The organism is Geminicoccus roseus DSM 18922, assembly GCF_000427665.1.
Classification (GTDB): Bacteria; Pseudomonadota; Alphaproteobacteria; order Geminicoccales; family Geminicoccaceae; genus Geminicoccus; species Geminicoccus roseus.
Map to the genome: position 1 here is coordinate 289429 of NZ_KE386572.1, position 18052 is coordinate 307480.

General features: G+C 71.1%; 15 protein-coding genes. 8 read left to right on the plus strand and 7 right to left on the minus strand.

Annotation, left to right across the window (positions count from 1 at the left end):
- Positions 1-49: 49 nt before the first annotated feature.
- Positions 50-1846: a thiamine pyrophosphate-requiring protein gene (locus GEMRO_RS0102720; protein WP_027132795.1), complete on the plus strand. Its 1797-nt coding sequence runs from the start codon at positions 50-52 to the stop codon at positions 1844-1846.
- Positions 1847-1868: 22 nt separating this feature from the next.
- Here the strand turns inward: GEMRO_RS0102720 and GEMRO_RS0102725 are convergent, their stop codons facing one another.
- Entirely contained in the window at positions 1869-3323 is a 1455-nt protein-coding gene (locus tag GEMRO_RS0102725) for an MFS transporter (RefSeq protein ID WP_035484638.1), read from the minus strand.
- A gap of 99 nt (positions 3324-3422) precedes the next feature.
- On the minus strand, positions 3423-4844 hold the full coding sequence (gene pdxR, locus GEMRO_RS0102730) for a MocR-like pyridoxine biosynthesis transcription factor PdxR (RefSeq protein ID WP_027132797.1): 1422 nt from the start codon (positions 4842-4844) through the stop codon (positions 3423-3425).
- Between the two features lie 79 nt (positions 4845-4923).
- On the opposite strand from pdxR, the gene GEMRO_RS27105 reads away from it, so the two are divergent.
- Positions 4924-5679 (plus strand): pyridoxamine 5'-phosphate oxidase family protein, encoded by a 756-nt coding sequence (locus tag GEMRO_RS27105; RefSeq protein WP_051329531.1) that lies wholly within the window; start codon positions 4924-4926, stop codon positions 5677-5679.
- Positions 5680-6107: 428 nt separating this feature from the next.
- Positions 6108-7070 (plus strand): Bug family tripartite tricarboxylate transporter substrate binding protein, encoded by a 963-nt coding sequence (locus GEMRO_RS0102740; RefSeq protein WP_027132798.1) that lies wholly within the window; start codon positions 6108-6110, stop codon positions 7068-7070.
- Positions 7071-7344: 274 nt separating this feature from the next.
- Here GEMRO_RS0102740 and GEMRO_RS0102745 read toward each other — a convergent pair whose 3' ends face one another.
- A complete protein-coding gene (locus GEMRO_RS0102745; protein ID WP_027132799.1) occupies positions 7345-8151 on the minus strand; it encodes an SDR family oxidoreductase in 807 nt (268 codons plus the stop codon).
- Between the two features lie 108 nt (positions 8152-8259).
- Between GEMRO_RS0102745 and GEMRO_RS27110 the strand changes: the two genes are divergently transcribed.
- Positions 8260-9405: an NAD(P)/FAD-dependent oxidoreductase gene (locus GEMRO_RS27110; RefSeq protein ID WP_051328604.1), complete on the plus strand. Its 1146-nt coding sequence runs from the start codon at positions 8260-8262 to the stop codon at positions 9403-9405.
- Here GEMRO_RS27110 and GEMRO_RS0102755 read toward each other — a convergent pair.
- Positions 9342-10232, minus strand: a complete 891-nt coding sequence (locus GEMRO_RS0102755; protein WP_027132800.1) for a sugar phosphate isomerase/epimerase family protein — start codon at positions 10230-10232, stop codon at positions 9342-9344. The two genes, GEMRO_RS27110 and GEMRO_RS0102755, sit on opposite strands and share 64 nt — an antisense overlap.
- A 148-nt stretch (positions 10233-10380) precedes the next feature.
- On the opposite strand from GEMRO_RS0102755, the gene GEMRO_RS0102760 reads away from it, so the two are divergent.
- On the plus strand, positions 10381-11313 hold the full coding sequence (locus GEMRO_RS0102760) for a 2-dehydro-3-deoxygalactonokinase (RefSeq protein WP_035484640.1): 933 nt from the start codon (positions 10381-10383) through the stop codon (positions 11311-11313).
- Positions 11310-11939 carry a 2-dehydro-3-deoxy-6-phosphogalactonate aldolase gene (locus GEMRO_RS0102765; RefSeq protein WP_027132802.1) on the plus strand — a complete coding sequence of 210 codons (630 nt, stop codon included), beginning with the start codon at positions 11310-11312 and terminating at the stop codon, positions 11937-11939. The genes GEMRO_RS0102760 and GEMRO_RS0102765 overlap by 4 nt, the downstream gene beginning before the upstream one ends.
- A 39-nt stretch (positions 11940-11978) precedes the next feature.
- Here GEMRO_RS0102765 and GEMRO_RS27115 read toward each other — a convergent pair whose 3' ends face one another.
- Both GEMRO_RS27115 and GEMRO_RS0102775 read right to left on the minus strand, forming a co-directional pair.
- On the minus strand, positions 11979-14006 hold the full coding sequence (locus GEMRO_RS27115; RefSeq protein ID WP_084506452.1) for a putative bifunctional diguanylate cyclase/phosphodiesterase: 2028 nt from the start codon (positions 14004-14006) through the stop codon (positions 11979-11981).
- Between the two features lie 128 nt (positions 14007-14134).
- Positions 14135-15040, minus strand: a complete 906-nt coding sequence (locus GEMRO_RS0102775) for a DMT family transporter (RefSeq protein ID WP_027132803.1) — start codon at positions 15038-15040, stop codon at positions 14135-14137.
- A gap of 161 nt (positions 15041-15201) precedes the next feature.
- On the opposite strand from GEMRO_RS0102775, the gene GEMRO_RS0102780 reads away from it, so the two are divergent.
- Positions 15202-16509, plus strand: coding sequence for a hemolysin family protein (locus tag GEMRO_RS0102780; RefSeq protein WP_027132804.1), 1308 nt, complete (start codon positions 15202-15204; stop codon positions 16507-16509).
- Positions 16510-16543: 34 nt separating this feature from the next.
- Here the strand turns inward: GEMRO_RS0102780 and GEMRO_RS27120 are convergent, their stop codons facing one another.
- Entirely contained in the window at positions 16544-16912 is a 369-nt protein-coding gene (locus tag GEMRO_RS27120) for a winged helix-turn-helix transcriptional regulator (protein ID WP_051328606.1), read from the minus strand.
- 108 nt (positions 16913-17020) lie between these two features.
- On the opposite strand from GEMRO_RS27120, the gene GEMRO_RS0102790 reads away from it, so the two are divergent.
- Positions 17021-18034, plus strand: a complete 1014-nt coding sequence (locus GEMRO_RS0102790; protein WP_027132805.1) for a zinc-dependent alcohol dehydrogenase family protein — start codon at positions 17021-17023, stop codon at positions 18032-18034.
- Positions 18035-18052: the final 18 nt, after the last annotated feature.

Consider the following 18052-nt stretch of genomic DNA (forward strand, 5'->3'; position numbering starts at 1 on the left):
GCGCGGCCGCCCGTTCGTTGGAACAGGCATCCGACACGGGAGAGCGGGCATGAGCGGGACGGTCGGCGACTTCTTCTGGGAGCGGCTGCACCAGTGGGGCGTGCGCCACGTGTTCGGCTATCCGGGCGACGGCATCAACGGCCTGCTGGGCGCCCTGCAGCGCCGGGGCGGCGACATCCAGTTCATCCAGGCCCGCCACGAGGAGATGGCGGCGTTCATGGCCTCGGCCTATGCCAAGTTCACCGGCGAACTGGGGGTGTGCCTCGCCACCTCGGGCCCGGGCGCCAGCCACCTGATCACCGGGCTGTACGACGCGCGCATGGACCATGTGCCGGTGCTGGCGATCGCCGGCCAGCAGGCGCGCAGCGCCCTGGGCTCGCACTACCAGCAGGAACTCGACCTGGTCTCGATGTTCAAGGACGTGGCCGGGACCTATGTCCAGCAGGCCTCGGTGCCCGCGCAGGTGCGCCACCTGACCGACCGCGCGGTGCGGATGGCGGTGGGCGAGCGGCGGGTCACGGCTCTCGTGTTCCCCAACGACCTGCAGGAGGAGCCCTACCAGGAGCCGCCCCGCCAGCACGGCTCGGTGTTCAGCGGGGTCGGCTACAGCAGGCCTCTGGTGGTGCCGTTCGAGGAGGACCTGCGCCGCGCCGCCGAGGTGCTGAACGCCGGCTCCAAGGTCGCGATCCTGGTGGGGGCCGGGGCGCTGCATGCCGGGCGGGAGGTGCAGCAGGTCGCCGAGACGCTGGGGGCCGGGGTCGCCAAGGCGCTGCTCGGCAAGGCCGTGCTGCCCGACGACCTGCCTTACGTCACCGGCTCGATCGGCCTGCTCGGCACGCCGGCCAGCTGGGACCTGATGAGCGGCTGCGACACGCTGCTGATGGTGGGCTCGGGCTTTCCGTATTCGGAGTTCCTGCCCAAGGAGGGCCAGGCGCGCGGGGTGCAGATCGACCTGGAGCCGGGCATGCTGTCGGCGCGCTACCCGATGGAGGTCAACCTGGTGGGCGACAGCGCCCAGACCCTGCGCCTGCTCCTGCCGATGCTGCAGAACAAGGCCGACCGGTCGTGGCGGCGAAACGTGGAGGCAAGCGTCGCCAAGAGCTGGGAAACGCTGGAGGCGCGGGCGATGCAGCCGGCCGAGCCGGTCAACCCGCAGCGTGTGTTCTGGGAGATGTCGCCGCGGATCCCCGACCGGGCGATCCTGACCTCGGATTCCGGCTCCTGCGCCAACTGGTATGCCCGCGACATCAAGATCCGCGAGGGCATGATGGGCTCGCTGTCGGGCGGGCTGGCCTCGATGGGCGCGGCGGTGCCCTATGCGATCGCCGCCAAGTTCGGCCATCCCGACCGGCCGGTGATTGCCATGGTCGGCGACGGCGCCATGCAGATGAGCAACATGGCCGAGCTGATCACGGTGGCGAAATACTGGCGGGAATGGGCCAACCCGACCTGGGTGTGCGTGGTGCTGAACAACCAGGACCTGAACCAGGTGACCTGGGAGCAGCGGGTGATGGAGGGCAACCCGAAGTTCGAGGCCAGCCAGAACATCCCGGACGTGCCCTACCACCGCTTCGCCGAGATGGTCGGGCTGCGCGGCCTGTTCGTCGACCATCCCGACCGGCTGGCGGCGGCCTGGGACACGGCGCTGAGCGCCGGGATGCCGGTGGTGCTGGAGGTGAAGACCGATCCGAACGTGCCGCCCTTGCCGCCGCACATCACGCTGGCCCAGGCGAAGAACTTCATGCTGTCCCTGCCGGGCGACCCGGACCGGGGCGGGGTGATCCGCAACGCCGCGCGGGAGGTGCTGGGCTCGGTGCTGCCGGGCGGGGGCGACCGGCGCTCGTGAGCGAAGAGGAGCCGGGCCGCCTTCAGCCCGGCTCCTCCTCCAGGCTGCGCCCGGCGGTCTCGATCCGGAACGCCCAGGTGACCAGCGCGCCCAGCAGCGAGGTGCCGACCAGGATCAAGAGCAGCGGCCGGGTGCCGAGGTCGGCCAGTAGGATCGGGAACAGAAAGGCGGTGGCGACCGCGCCGATCTTGCCGAACGCCGCGGCGAACCCGGCGCCGCGGCCGCGGATCGCGGTGGGGAACACCTCGCCGGCGATCAGGTAGGTCTGCGCGTTCGGGCCGAGATTGGTCATGAAGTTGAACAGCATGAAACCTGCGAACAGCAGGATGGTCTGGGTGGGGCCGGACTGGTCCAGGGACAGGGCCGCCAGGAGCAGGCCCAGCGCGCAGCCGAGAAAGCCCGCCACCTGCAAAGGAATGCGGCCGACCCGGTCGGCCAGCAGCACCGCGGCGGCAATGCCCACGATCAGCAGGAGGTCGATCAGCGCGGCCCCTTCCACCGCGAACAGGTCGCGGGCGATCACGTCGGACAGGTCGTGGGCGCGGGTCGCGGCGTGGCCGAGGGCGGTTGCCAGGATCGTGGGGGTGAAGATCCCGATCCCGTAGGTGCCGAGATCCTGCAGGAACCAGGGCAGCGACGCCAGGATGGTGGCGCGGCGGTTGCCGCCCTGGAACAGGGCCTTGATGCCGGGGCGCCCACCGTTCCCGTTGCCGTTCGCCTGCGGGCCGGGCAGCAGCCGGATCGTGCCGGGATAGGGCGGCGTGCGCCGGAGCAGCTTCGCCATCTCCGCTTCCGCCTCGTCGACCCGGCCATGGCTCATCAGCCAGTGCGGGCTGCGGGTGACGAAGAAGCGCCCGGCCGCGACCAGGACCGCCGGCGGCAGCACGGCTGCGTACATCCAGCGCCAGGCCTCGACTTCCGGCAGGTTGGACAGCACCAGGTAGCCCAGCGCCGTGCCGGACAAAGCGCCCAAGGCCTGGAAGCCGAACGCGCCCAGCACCAGCCGGCCGCGCGCCGCACTGGGGATGCTCTCGGAGATCACCATGTGCGCGGTGGGATAGTCGCAGCCAAGCGCCACCCCCAGCCCGAACAGGCACAGCACCAGCCAGGTGAAGCTGGGGCTCAGCGGCAGCAGCGCCAGGAACAGCACGAAGATCAGCATCTCGACGATGAACATGCGCTTGCGGCCGAACCGGTCGGCCAGGTGGCCAAGCGCCAGGGCGCCCACCAGGATCCCGAACAGGCTGGCCGCCCCCACCAGCCCGTGCTGGACGTCGTTCATCTGGAACTCGACCGCGATCAGCGGCATCGCGACCCCGGTCATGAACACCACCAGGCCCTCGAAGAACTTGCCGGCCGCCGCCAGCCACCAGATCCGCTGCTGCATGCCGGTGAGCGGGGCGATCCCGGCGGCGGTGCCGTCGCGCCACAAAGGCGTTTCGTCGAGATAGGCCTGGACCGTCTGCCCGGCCGGCATGTGCTGCACGAGGCTAGTCCCTTTTGCGTTCCGCCGCTGGGGAACTTGTCGGGGCCGATCGTGGCAGCTTGACGAAAGCCGGGGCCGAAACCGGCAGGGTCAGCGACCGGGTGTCGCCTCGGCCACGATCCGGCCCAGGCGGCTTGCGCTTTTGCGGACCTGGTCCAGGGGGAAGCCGGAGAAGCCCAGCACCAGGCCCTGGCGGGGCGGGGCTGCGAGGTAGAGCGGCGAGAGCGGGCGGCAGCCGATCCCGGCGGCCTGGGCGGCGGCGGCCAGCGCCACGTCGGACAGGCCGTCTTGCAGCCAGGCGACCAGGTGCAGGCCCTGGGCCGGGGCGGCGACCTGCAGCCTGTCTCCTGCCGCCTGGCGCAGGGTCTCGACCAGCAGGTCGCGGGCGGCCTGGGCGTGGCGACGGGCGCGGCGCAGATGGGCGGCGAAATGGTTCTGCGCCAGCAGGCCGGCGACCGCCCCCTCCGCCAGGGTCGGCGGCTGCCGGTCGGTGCGGGCGCGCAGGTCCAACACCGCGTCGAGCAGCGGCGGCGGGAGGACCGCGTAGCCCATGCGCAGGCCGGGAAAGAGCACTTTCGAGAAGGTGCCGAGATAGGCCACGCGCTGGGCGCGGTCCATGCCCTGCAAGGCGGTCAGCGGCGGGCCGGCGAAGCGGAACTCGCTGTCATAGTCGTCCTCGATGATCCAGGCATCCTCGCGGGCGGCCCAGTCCAGGAGCTCCAGGCGGCGCGGCATCGACATGGCCACCCCCAGCGGGAACTGGTGGGAGGGGGTGACGTAGACGGCGCGAACAGGGCCAGGGACCTTGGCTCCGGCGGCGGGGTCCAGCCCCTCGGCGTCGACCGGCACGCCGATCGCCCGGGCGCCCGTGCCGGCCAAAGCCTGCCTCGCCATCGGGTAGCAGGGATCCTCCAGCCAGACCGCGTCGCCCGGCCCGGCGATACAGCGCAGCAGGAGGTCCAGGCCCTGCTGGGTCCCGGAAGTGAGCACGATCTGGCGGGCGTCGCAGCGGACCCCGCGCGCGGTGCGCAGATAGGCGGCGATCGCCTCGCGCAGCACCAGGCCGCCGCGCGGGTCGCCGTAGTGAAAATGCTCCGGGCCGGGATCGGCAAGCTGCCGAACCAGCAGGCGCCGGAAGATGTCCATGGTGCGCCGGTCCGCCAGGGCCACGCCCGGATCGAAGGCTTTCGGCGGGGCTGGCGGCGGCTCCGGCGGGCGGGGCTGGTCCTGGCCCGGCGGCATGGCCGGGACCTGCGGGGCCACGAAGGTGCCGGCCCCGACTTTCGCCTGGGCGTAGCCGTCGGCCACCAGCATCTCGAAGGCGGCGACCGCGGCCGGGCGGGACAGGCCCAGGCGCCGAGCGAGTTCCCGGGTCGGCGGCAGCTTGGACCCGGGCGGGGCCATGCCGGTCTCGATCAGCCGGCGCAGCGCCAGGTAGAGCGCGCGCGCCTTCGGCCCCTCCCCAGGGAGGACCGGCATCAGGCTCGACCAGTCCGGCGCATTGGTCGTCATTCTTGCTCGATCATTGGAACTATGGCGGACCAATCCCGCGCTGCACAGTGGCGGCCTCCACCAGCCGGAAGCAAGCGACGTGAGCCAGGACCCCGCCCCCGCCTTTCCCGTGACCGACCGCAACCGGGTGCGGCGCGCCCATGAGCGGGGGCGCTACGACCATGAGGCGGTGTTCGCGATCCTGGACGCCGGCCTGCTCTGCCATGTCGCCTACGTGCTGGACGGCCAGCCCTACGGCACGCCGACCATCCACTGGCGCGAAGGGGACATGCTGTACTGGCACGGCTCCTCGGCCAGCCGGATGCTGCGCCACCTGCAGCAAGGGGCGCCGGCCTGCCTGACCGTCGCCCATCTGGACGGGCTGGTGCTGGCCCGCTCGGGCTTCAACCATTCCGCCAACTACCGCTCGGCCATGTGCTTCGGCACCGCGCGGATCGTCGGCGACCCGGCCGACAAGGAACGGGCGCTGGAGGCGATCGTGGAGCGCTATTTTCCCGGCCGGCAGGCGGCCCTGCGCCCGACCACCGCGCAGGAGGTCAAGGCCACCACGGTGGTCGCCATGCGGATCGAGGACGCGGCGGCCAAGGTGCGCGCCAAGAACGTGGGCGACGACGACGAGGACGGCAGCCACCCGGTCTGGGCCGGGGTGGTGCCGGTGCGCACCGTGATCGGCGAGGCCGAGCCGTCGCCGCGCCTGATGGCCGGCATCGAGGCGGGGGCCGAATTGGACGCGTACCGGCCGGGGCGGGAGCTGGGCGCGGCGCTGGCCGGGCTGCAGCGGGGCTACGAGGAGGCGGCTGGCCGGCAGGAAAGGCCCGCCGGCATCGCGAGGTGAGGACCGACCCGGCCTCGGCTGGCTCCTGGCCCGGCCGGTGAAGTTCGCGCTGCGCCGACGCTGGCGGCGGTCCCAGCCGTTGCCGCGAAAGCCCCGGTAGAGGAGCATCCCGCCGTCTGCCTGGAGCGTGATGCCGGTCCGCCATGCCGTCGCAAGGCGGCTGCGGATCGGCCGGTCCAGCGTCGGACACATGCCGGGAATGGCAGCCAGTCAGAAGACGTCACCAGTTCCGATGACAATGGGACCCGTCGGCTAGTTCAACCATGAGTAACGAGCCCCCTTGCTTTCGCAGGGCCATCTGCGGAGAGATATGGAATCGAGCGGTCTGGAGATGTCCAGGTTGCTGATTTCACCCTTTTCTGGGTGAGACTATGCATATCTCCGGAGGCATAATGTCCGCGTCAGGTTCTTCTGATCGCCGCCGAGCGATGTTGGGGTTCGGCACGCTGATGGTGCTGGCTGGCTCGATGCCAAGATCGGCCAAGGCTCAGGATCCATATCCAGAACGGCCCATCACGCTCGTCGTGCCCTTCCCGGCCGGCGGATCGACCGATCTCCTGGCGCGCCTCGTCGCCAAGGCGATGAGCAGGCATCTGGATCAGCAGATCGTGGTGGAGAACCGCGGAGGGGCCGGTGGCACCATCGGCTCCGCCGCGGTGGCCACGGCTGCGCCCGATGGCTACACGATCCTGATGGCGACGGTCGCAACGCACGCGCTCAATCCGGCACTTTACCAGAAGCTCGCCTACGACCCCATCGAGGACTTTGCGCCGATCTCGCTGCTCGCCATTTTCCCCAACGTGCTGGTCACCCATCCGGAGCTTCCGGCCGGGAACGTCCAGGAACTGATCGACCTGCTCAAGGCCAGCCCCGGCAAGTACAGCTATGCCTCCGCAGGAAATGGTACCCCCTCCCATCTCTCCGCCGAGCTGTTCAAGAGCATGGCCGGGGTCGACATGACCCATGTGCCCTACCAGGGAGCCGGACCAGCGCTGATCGACGTCCTGAGCGGCGATGTGCCGATCATGTTCGACAACCTGCCGCCTGCCCTGGAGCATGTCCGAGCTGGCACGCTGCACGGCCTTGGGGTCACCACCAAGCAGCGCGCGTCCGCGATCATGGAACTGCCGACTGTTGCGGAGACCCTGCCCGGCTTCGAGACCTACTCCTGGAACGCCTTGTTCGCCCCGGCTGGCACGCCGGAGCCGATCATCCGGCGGTTGCACGACGCCGCCCTGGCTGCAGTCGAGGATCCCGAGACCACCGCCAGGCTGGAGGAGTTGAGCATCACCCCGGTCGGTTCGACGCCTGAGGAGCTGGCCGCCCATGTCGAGGCCGAACTCGCCAAGTGGGCGCCGGTCATCAAGGCCTCCGGCGCCCAGCTCGACTGAGTTCCAACGGCTTGAGCCCGTTGACGGGCCGCTCGATCTGGTTGCGTAGCCGGGACAGCTTGCGGATGAGCGTGACCGGCTCGGAGTGGCAAGGATCGGAAGGGAATGGTCGGCAGGACGCCGTGCAGCAGGGGCTCCAGCCGTGCCAAACAACGTCCTGGTCCACGTGCCATCTTACGCGGATGCTGCCCGCCAGCGTGCGCCATGGTCACCGGCGGGAGAGCCGGCTGGCGCTGCCCCAGCTTCACTCGTCCACCTGGACTGATCATCCAGGCTAGCCGTTGCCGCGAAAGCCCGGGTAGAGGAGCATGCCGCCATCCACGTAGATCGTGGTGCCGACCACGTAGTCGGACTGGTCGGAGGCCAGCCAGATGGCGGCTTTCGCCACGTCCTCGGGTTCGCCGATCCGGCCATAGGGGATCAGCTTCAGGAGTTCCCGGCGGGCCTCCTCGGTCTCCCAGGCATCCTGGTTGATCGGGGTCTTGATGGCGCCCGGCGCGATGCCGTTGACCCGGATGCCGCGGCTGGAGACTTCCTGGGCCAGGCTCTGCATCATCAGCATGATCCCGCCCTTGGACGCGGCATAGTTCACCCTTCCGGCCCAGGGGATCACCTGGTGGACCGAGCTCATGCAGATGATCTTGCCCTTGGCCCGCGAGCGGTCGGAAGGCGGCTGCGCCTCGAACTGGCGGATCGCCGCCCGGGCGCACAGGAACTGGCCGGTCAGGTTGACGTCGATGACCTTGTGCCACTCGTCCAGGGTCATCTCGCCGATCGGCGCGTCCTTCTGCAGCCCGGCATTGGCGACCAGGATGTCGAGCCGCCCGAATGCCTCGACCAGCCGGGCCAGCATCGCCTGGACCTGGTCCTCCCTGGACACGTCGGCCTGCAGCGCCAGCGCCCGGCCGCCGTCCTCTTCGATCGCGCGGACGATCTGCTGGGCGTCCTCTGGCTTGGAGAGGTAGTTCACGCCGACCATCGCCCCTTCCGCGGCCAGCGCCATCGCCACGCCCTTGCCGATCCCGGAGCTGGCCCCGGTCACCAGGGCGACCTGCCCGGCCAGCTGTTTCTCCGCACCCATGGTCGCCTCCCCTGCTCATGCCGTGCGCATCGCCGCCGGCATCACCGGAACGTTTCGGGCGGCCGCCGCGTTCCGGAAGTCCCCACCCCCATTCAAGGCGGACCTGGCATGAGCCGGCGCGTGGTCCTGCTCGGCACCGGGCACGCCCATCTGTTCACGCTGAAGCGGGCGCGCGCCTTCGCGCAGGCCGGCCACGAGCTGGTGGCGGTGGCGCCGGAGCCGTTCTGGTATTCGGGCCTGGCGACCGGGATGCTGGGCGGGACCTATCCGCCCGAGCTCGACCGGATCGACATCGCCGGGCTGATGGGAGACCACGGCCGGTTCGTCCGGGACCGGGCGACCGGGATCGACCGGGCGAACCGCTTGGTCCATCTCCAGGACGGGCCGCCGCTTCGCTACGACCTGCTTTCGGTGAACCTGGGCAGCGTGGCGCCCACGATCCCGGGCGCTGGCGCCTGTCATGCGGTGAAGCCGATCCCGCGCCTGCTCGACCTGCGCCTGGAGCTGGAGGCGCGCCTTGGCCGGGGCGAGCAGGTCCGGGTCGCGGTGGCGGGCGGCGGCACCACCGGCGTGGAGCTTGCCGGCAACATCGAGGGCCTGGCGCGGCGCCACAACAGCCGGGTCGCGGTGACGCTCCTGGCCAGCGGCGGGCGGATCCTGGAGCGGCTGCCGGCCGGCATGGCTGAAGGCGTCGCCGCCAGCCTGGAGCGCCGCGGCATCAAGATCCGGACGCACAGCCGGGTGAAAAGGGTCGAGAATGGGACGGCGCTGCTGGAGGGTGGCGGGCGGGAGCCGTTCGACCTGTTCGTCAATGCCGGCGGCCTGCTGCCCGCCCCGGAGATCCGCCGTCTCGGCCTGCCGGTGGACGGGTCGGGCGCGCTGCGGGTCGACCGGCATCTGCGCTCGCTGGCCGATCCGGCCATGTTCGGCGGCGGCGACGCCGTGTGCGTGGACGGCCACGACCTGCCGAAAGTGGGGGTGTATGCGATCCGCCAGGCGCCGGTCCTGTTCCACAACCTGCTGGCGACGCTGGCGGGAGAAAGCCTGCGCGCCTTCATCCCGCAGCGGCGATACTTGTGGATCATGAACCTTGGCGACGGCACCGGGCTTGCCGCCTGGAACGGTTTCTGGTGGCAGGGGCGGGCCGCCTTCTGGCTGAAGGACCGGATCGACCGGTCCTTCCTGGACAGCTACCGGGCGGGCAGTCCGGCCAGCTCGCGCACCCGCGCCACCGATTCCTCGGCGACATCGTAGTAGCGCGCCGGCAGCTCGATGTTGGCGACGGTGCCGGGCAGCACTTCCAGCTCGTCGAACAGCATCCGCCAGGGAATGTCGCCCCAGCCGGGCGGCAGGTGCAGGTCGCCCATGCCGAACGCCACGGTTTCCGAGCGGGTATGCCCGATCAGGGTCTGCGGCCGGCCGAAACTGTCATGGACGTGCAGGTGCGCGGTGAGCGGCGCCGCCTGGCGGCAGGACGCCCAGGGATCGACCCCGCGGCGGGTGGCTTCCAGGAAGGCGTGGCTGAAGTCGATCAGCACCGCGACCTGCGGATGGGCCACGCGCTCGACCTGCTCGGCGACCTCGTGGGGGAGCTGGGTGATGGCGCCGGGCTTCTCGCCGAACAGGTTCTCCACCACCAGCTTGACGCCGAGCCTGCCGGCGAGGTCGCCCATCCGGGCCAGGTAGTCGCGCTCGTGCGCCCGAAGCGTGGCCAGTTCCGGCCCGGTGACGTGGGTGGTGCGGCCGGAATGCTGGACATAGGCGGTGGCACCCAGCCTCCCCGCCATCTCCAGATGCGCGCGGGCGGCCGCCTCGTGGATCTCGGCGTGGCGCAGGTCCCAGGGATTGGCGGAGATCGGGCCGTGCACGGTGTAGCGGAGCGGAAAGCTCTTTGCGATCTCCAGGACCTGGGCGAAGCGCCGCTCCAAAGGCCGGCCGCCGGCGACCACGTCCAGGTCGTAGAGCGCGATCTCGGCGAAGTCGGCGCCGGCCGCGGCGATCGCCTCCAGCTTGGGCCGCAGGCTTTCCGGCATGCCGTCCCTGCCCTGGGTCGTGAGCCCCACCGCCACCACGTTGTTCATCCCGGCTCCTTCCTGCTGGATCGCGCCACCGCTTGACCGGCTCCATCTGCCGGTGCTGCGTGACGGTTGCGTTGCCGCATCGGCGCTTTCGCCGCTGGCGGCAAGGGGCTAGCGTCCGCGCCGCACCGACAGAAGACGGAGGAACGAGGTGGCGGCGCTGATCGGCCTGGACTGGGGCACGAGCTCCCTGCGGGCGGCCCTGATCGACCATGACGGCACGATCCTGGACCGCCATGCCTCCCCGCACGGCATCACCAACCTGCCCGACGGCGGGTTCGAGGCGGCGTTCGCCAAGGCGGTGGGCGGCTGGCGCGCGCCTGGCCTGCCGGTGGTGGCCTCGGGCATGGTCGGCGCCCGCACCGGCTGGAAGGAGGCCGCCTACGTGGCCTGCCCGGGCGGCGCTGGCGAGATCGCCCAGGCGCTGCTGGCGGTGCCCACCGGGGATGGCTCGGAGATGCGGATCCTGCCCGGCATGTCGTTCCGCAACGAGGCGGGCGTGCCGGACGTGATGCGCGGCGAGGAGACCCAGATCCTGGGCTGCCTGTCGCCGGACCGACAGGACGGCCTGTTCGTGCTGCCCGGCACCCATTCCAAATGGGTCCGGGTCGAGGCCGGCCGGATCACCGGCTTTGCCAGCTACATGACCGGCGAACTGTTCGCGGCGCTGCGCGGCCACACCATCCTGCGCCACACCATGACTCCGCCGGGCGAGGCCGAGGAGTTCGACGCCGACGCGTTCGCGAGCGGCGTGCGCCGGGCGGCCGACTTGACCGGCGGCGGGCTGCTGCGCCGTTTGTTCGGCGCCCGTGCCCTGGCCCTGTTCGGCGAGCTGCCCACGCCTGCCGGGGCGTCCTGGCTGTCCGGCCTGCTGATCGGCACCGAGTTCGTGGAGGCCGCGGACGAGTTCGGCCAGGTGCCGGGCAGCCTGGTCCTGGTCGGCGGCGCCACGCTGGCCGACCGCTATGCCCGCGCCGCCCGGATCCTGGAGATCGCCACCGACGCCGCCGATCCCGACGCCGCCTTTGCCGGCCAGCTCCATGTCGCAAGGCTGGCCGGCCTCATCCCGGAGACCCGCCGATGACCACCCTCGCCTCCTTCACCGACCGCCTGCCGCTGGTGGCGATCCTGCGCGGGGTGACGCCTGCCGAGATCCTGCCGATCGGCAAAGCGCTGGTCGATGCCGGGTTCGCGATCCTGGAGGTGCCGCTGAACTCGCCGGAGCCGTTCGAGAGCATCGGCCGGCTGGTGCAGCGCTTCGGCGACCAGGTGCTGATCGGGGCCGGCACCATGCGGACCGAGGCGGACCTGGACGCGCTGGTGAAGGCCGGCGGGCGGCTGATGGTGACCCCGCACGGCGACCCTGCCCTGATCCGGGCCGCCAAGGCACGCGGCCTGTTCACCCTGCCGGGCATCGCCACCCCCACCGAGGCGTTCGCCGCGATCGACGCCGGCACCGACGGGCTGAAGCTGTTTCCGGCCGAGGCGATCCCGCCGGCGGTGGTCAAGGCGATGCGCGCGGTGCTGCCGAGATCGATGCCCTTGTTCCCGGTGGGCGGGATCGAGCCCGCGACCATGGCGGCCTACCGTGCCGCCGGCGCCGACGGCTTCGGCCTGGGCTCGGCGCTCTACAAGCCCGGCCTGGACGCTGCCCAGGTGGGAGAGCGGGCGCGCGCCTTCGTCGCCGCCTGGCGGAACGACGCGGCCTGACCGATCCCGGCCAACCGCCGTGCGGGCGGGCCTCGAGCCTCACGCCACCCGGGCGCGGCTGGCGGGCTCCCGGGAGGCGGTCGCCAGCAGGGCGGCGGTCTGCACCTCGTCCAAAGGCTTGCCGAAGAAGAAGCCCTGGCCCTGGTGGCAGGACCAGGCGTCCAGCAGCGCGGCCTGTTCCGCCGTCTCGATCCCTTCGGCGGTGACCGCCAGATCGAGGGATTCGGCCAGCGACAGGATCGCCCGGACGATGGCGGTGTCCTCCTGGTCGCGGCCGATGCCGTTGACGAAGGAGCGGTCGATCTTGAGCACGTCCAGGGGCAGGCGCTTGAGGTAGGACAGGGAGGAGTAGCCGGTCCCGAAATCGTCGACCGCCAGCTGCAGGCCGAGCCGCTTGAGCCGCCACAGCGTCTCGATGGTCGCCTCGGCATCCCGCATGATCATGCCCTCGGTGATCTCCAGCTTCAGGCACTCGGCCGCCAGGCCCGATTCGGCGAGCGCCTGCTCGACCTGCTCCACCAGGTCGGGCTGCTGGAACTGGCGCGGCGACAGGTTGACGCTGACCCGCAGCGGCGGCTGGCCGGGGCAGTGCTCCTGCCAGAGGGCCACCTGCCGGCAGGCCTCGCGCAGCACCCAGCCGCCCAGCGGCACGATCAGGCCGGTCTCCTCGGCCAGGGGGATGAAGTCCAACGGCGGCATCAGGCCACGGGTCGGGTGCTGCCAGCGGACCAGGGCCTCGACCTCGGCGACCCGGCCGGAATCCAGCAGGACGATCGGCTGGTAGTGGACCCGCAGCTCACCCTGATCCAGGGCCCGGCGCAGATCCGCCTCCAGTTCCAGCCGGTTCAGGTTGTCGATGCGCATGCTGGGGTCGAACAGCACGTGGCTGCCGTTCCCTTCGGCCTTGGCGCGGTACATGGCGATGTCGGCATTGCGCATCAGGCTGTCGACATCCTCGCTGCCGGCCGCGCCCAGGGCGAGCCCGACGCTAATGGTGACGACGATGTCCCGGCCCTCCAGGGGAAACGGCTGGTGGAAGTGCCCGGCGATCTCCCGGGCCACCGCCAGGGCGTCGGCCTCGCCGGACAGGCATTCCAGGAGAACCACGAACTCGTCGCCGCCCAGGCGGGCCACGGTGTCCTCGGCACGGACGCCGGCCTTCAGGCGCAAGGCCGCACTCTTCAGCAACTCGTCGCCGACCTGATGGCCCAGGCTGTCGTTGACGATCTTGAAGTTGTCGAGGTCCAGGAACATCAGCCCGACCATGGTGCCCCGCCGGCCGGCGCGGACCAGGGCCTGGGTGACCCGGTCGCGCAGCAGGGCGCGGTTCGGCAGGCCGGTCAGGGAGTCGTAGAAGGCTCGGCGGGCCAGTTCCTGCTCGAACAGCTTGCGCTCGTTGATGTCCCGGATGTTCACCACCACGCCTTCCACCGCCGGCTCCTGGACCAGGTTGGTCAGGACGAGGTCGGCGAAGTGCCAGGCGCCGTTCGCGTCGGCGATCCGCAGCTCGACCTCCGCGGTGGCGCCAGGCGCGGCCTGCAGCTGGGCCCAGAGATCGCGGGCGGTGGGCTGGTCGTCCGGATGAACCAGGTCGAACAGCTGCCGGTCGAGCAGGCGCTGGTCCACCCAGCCCCAGCCGGCCTGGGCGGTGGGGCCGACATAGGCGACGCCCCCCGACGGCCGGCAGATCAGGATCATGTCGGAAGCGTTCTGGATCAGCGCGCGAAAGCGCCGCTCGTTCTGGCGCAGCACCAGGATCTCGCGGGAAGCGGCATCCCGGGCCGGGCACCGGCGGCCCAGCCCCATGCGCCACAACACGCCCGCCAGGACCAGCACGGCCGGGATCGCCACCAGCCAGCCGGCCTCCGGCGCCATGCCCGGCCCGGCAGGGGTCGCGGCGCGATCACGCGCGGCAGCCTCCCACAGACCGAGGCCGGTCACGACCAGCAGCAGGGCGAGCAGCCCGAACGACACCAGCCGGCTGCCGCCCGGCAACCCGCCCGGCGCAAGCCGCTTCGCGCGTGGCGACCGGGACGGGGCCGCGGCGGACCGGAAGGAGTTCGTCATGGCAGCAGCGTCCTCGGCAAGTCTCGGCTGCCATGATCGCCGCCCCGTCCTAACGCACCGTTACCTCGACCGGGCCGTCTTCCTTTATCTCACCCCCGGGTACAGCAACCGTCCGGACCTGCCCCGGCTCAGGGTGGAACGGTCGACGAGGCGGCGACGACCGGCCGGCGGCTGCCGCTCAACGTCGCCATCATCACCGCCGCCACGATCGCGATCCCGCCAAGGGCGGTGGTGCCGCGCGGCACCTCGCCGACCGCCAGCCACACCCAGGCGGGGCTGACCAGCACGTCCAGGAGCGACACCAGCACCAGCTGGATGGCGGGGACATGCTTGAGGCCCTGCATGATCAGCACGAACGGGATCGCCAGGCCGACCGTGCCCATCAGGCCGATGATCCCGGCATCGTGCAGGCTGAGCGAGATCCCGCCGGCCAGCGCCAGGCTGACCGCGACCGCGGCGAAGTTGGACAGGACGGCGGCGGGCAGCATCTCCAGATGGTGCCAGCGGCGCAGCGCCACCAGCTCGCCGGAAAAGGTGATCGCCACGCCCAGCGCCGCCAGGTCGCCGACGTTGAAGCTGCCCGAGCGGCGCAGGTCGTCCAGGAACAGGGCGGCCACCCCGCCCAGCGCCAGGAGCGCCGCCAGCCAGACGCCCGGGCTGGCGCGCTCGCCGGTGAGGATCCGGGCGAAGATCGCGGCGAAGATCGGCGAGGTGGCGCTGATCACCGCGACCTTGGCGACCGAGGTCTCCGAAAGCGCGAAGATGTAGACCGGCGTGCCCAGGACGAAGAAGCCCACCACCAGGAGATGGGCCTGCCAGGGGATCGCGCGGAACGCCGCCTTCCAGCGCGGCCCGTGCCGCCAGCCGAGATAGGCGGCGAGCAGAATGCCGGAGACCAGGCAGCGCCCGGCATTGATCTCGAACGGGCCGGCATCCTCGACCAGCCGGACGAACAGGCCGGACGTGCTCCACATCAGGACCACCAGCAGCATGCGCCCGATACCGCCCCAATAGGCACCATCGACCTGATTCACTGCCGTCGCTCCGGGAGGCGGACGATCCCGCCGGGGCGATCCTAGCGGTGCTGCGGCCGCGACGCGACGTCCATCATGAGCCGGCCCGCCGATCCGGGCTTCCCTATGCGGCGGGGAACACACATCCTAGAGGGGACGTGGATGTCCTCTTGGGGGGGTAGGTGTTCGAGCTTCTGGTCGTGGTGGCGTTGGTCGCCCTGAACGGCTTCTTCGCCATGGCGGAGATGGCCCTGGTCCGGGCCAGGCGGGCCCGCCTGCAGGCAGATGCCGAGGACGGCCGCAAGGGGGCGGCCCTGGCGCTGAAGCTGCAGGAGAACCCCTCCCGCCTGCTCTCCACCGTGCAGATCGGGATCACGCTCGTGGGCATCGTGGCCGGCGCCTATGGCGGCGCCACCCTGTCCCGCTATGTCGAGGCCTGGCTCGTGCCGCTGGTCGGCGAGTACGCCAACGTCCTGTCCTACGGCATCGTCATCGCCGGGATCACCTGGCTCTCGCTGGTGGCGGGCGAGCTGGTGCCCAAGCGGCTGGCGCTGCAGTTCGCCGAGCGGATCGCCGCGTTCGTGGCCGGGCCGATGCAGCTGCTGGGCAAGGTCGCGGCCCCGGTGGTCTGGCTGCTGGAATACTCGACCAACACCGTGCTGCGCCTGATGCGCCTGCCGCCCGACGTGCGCGAGGCGCCGACCGAGGAGGAGGTGGCGCTGCTGATCGCGGAGAGCCGGGCAGCCGGGGTGATCGAGGACGAGGCCGGCTCGATGATGCAGGGCCTGCTGCGGATCGCCGACCTGCCGGTGCGCGCGATCATGACGCCCAGGGTCGAGGTGGTGAGCTTCCGGGCGAGCATGCCGCTGCGCGAGGCGATGGCGGTGATGGCCAATGCCGAGCGCTCGCGCTTCCCGGTGCTGGGCGAGGATGAGGAGGTGATCGGCATCGTGCAGACCAAGGACCTGGTCGGCACCGTGCCGAACGACCGGCCGATCGGCACCGGGATCCGCCTGTTCCAGCCGCCGGTGGTGCCCGACACGATCGACGCCGCCCGGCTGGTCCGCCTGTTCAAGGACGCGCCGGTCCACCTGGCGGTGGTGGTGGACGAGTATGGCGCGTTCGAGGGGATCGTCACGCCGTCCGACCTGCTGGAGGCGATCGCCGGCGACATCGCCGAGGCGGGTGCGGAGGACGCCTACGAGGCGCATCGCCGCGAGGACGGCTCCTGGCTGGTGGACGGGCTGATGCCGATCCACGACGTCGAGCACCGGATCGGGGTCGAGGGCCTGCTCAAGCACAACGAGACCTACCAGCGCCTGGCCGGCTTCGTGCTGTCGCAGCTGGGCCGGATCCCCAATGCCGGCGACTGGTTCACCTGGCAGGACTGGCGCTTCGAGGTGATCGACATGGACGGCCGTCGGATCGACAAGGTCCTGATCACCCCGCCGCTGCACCCGGTGGGCGGGGAGATGGCGGAATTGGGCTAGGCGGCACCGGGGCGGCCCGCCCGGGCGGAGCCGGTCAGGCCGGCATCCGGTCGCCTTCGGCCGGCCCGGTCGGGCCGGATGCCTGCTTGCGGAACTCCTCGCCCCAGCTGCGCATCTGGAGGAGCAGCGGCTCCAGCGAGCGGCCGCGCTCGGTCAGCTCGTACTCCACCCGCGGCGGGACCTCGGCATAGACGCGGCGGGTGATCACGCCGTCCTCCTCCAGCTCGCGCAGCTGCAGCGTGATCATCCGCTGGGTGGCGTTGGGAGTCAGCCGGCACAGGGCGTTGAACCGCTGCTTGCCGCCCAGCAGGTGGAACAGCAGCACCGGCTTCCAGCGCCCGCCGATCACGCAGAGCGTCGCCTCGACGTCGCAGCCGGTCTTCCAGTCATAGTCCCGCGCCACCCTCACCCCACGATCATCGGTGGTTCCTACCCACAAAAATGTAGGTACTTGCGATCGGCGATGTCGAGTCGGAAAAGGTCGTCTGGCCGATGCCAGGGGGAGATGCCGATGCGCGCCTATGAGATCGTCGCGGGGAGCGGGGTGGATTCGATCGCGCTGCGGGAGCGGCCGGAGCCGGTCGCCGGGCCGGGCGAGGTCGTGATCGAGGTCAAGGCCTGCTCACTGAACTACCGCGATACCCTGGTGATCGGCGGGACCTATGCCGGCGCCGGGAAGAAGACGGGCCAGGTGCCCCTTTCCGATGGGGCGGGAACCGTCGCCTCGGTCGGCGCCGGCGTGACCCGCCTGGCCGTGGGCGACCGGGTGGCCGGAGCGTTCATGCCGGGCTGGGTCGACGGCCCGCTCACCGCGGAGAAGCAGAAGGGCTCGCTCGGCGGCGACGTGGACGGCATGCTGGCGGAGCGGGTGGTGCTGCCGGCGACCGGCGTGGTGCGGGTGCCGGAGCACCTGTCCTTCGCCGAGGCGGCGACGCTGCCCTGCGCCGGCGTGACCGCCTGGTACGCCCAGTTCGTCGGCGGCCAGCTGCGCCCCGGCCAGACGGTGCTCCTGCTCGGCACCGGCGGCGTCTCGATCTTCGCCCTGCAGTTCGCCAAGCTGGCCGGCGCCAGGGTCATCATCACCAGTTCCGACGAGGCCAAGCTGGAGCGCGCCCGCCAGCTGGGCGCCGACCACCTGATCAACTACCGCGCCTCGCCCGACTGGCAGCACGAGGTCCTGGCGCTGACCGACGGCACCGGCGCCGACCATGCCGTCGAGGTCGGCGGCCCGGGCACCCTGAACCGGACGCTGGAGGCGGTCCGGTTCGGTGGCTCGATCTCGCTGATGGGCACCCTCACCGGCCTGACGGACAGCGTCGCGACGTCGCTCATCCTGATGAAGAACATCCGGGTTCAGGGAACCTATGTCGGCTCGGTGGCGATGTTCGAGGACATGAACCGGGCGATCGCCCTGCACCGCTCGCGCCCGGTGATCGACCGTCGCTTCGGCTTCGACGAAGCGGCCATGGCCCTGCGCCATCTCGGGAGCGGGCAGCATTTCGGCAAGGTGGTGATCGAGGCGTAGCGGCCTGAAGGGCGGAGG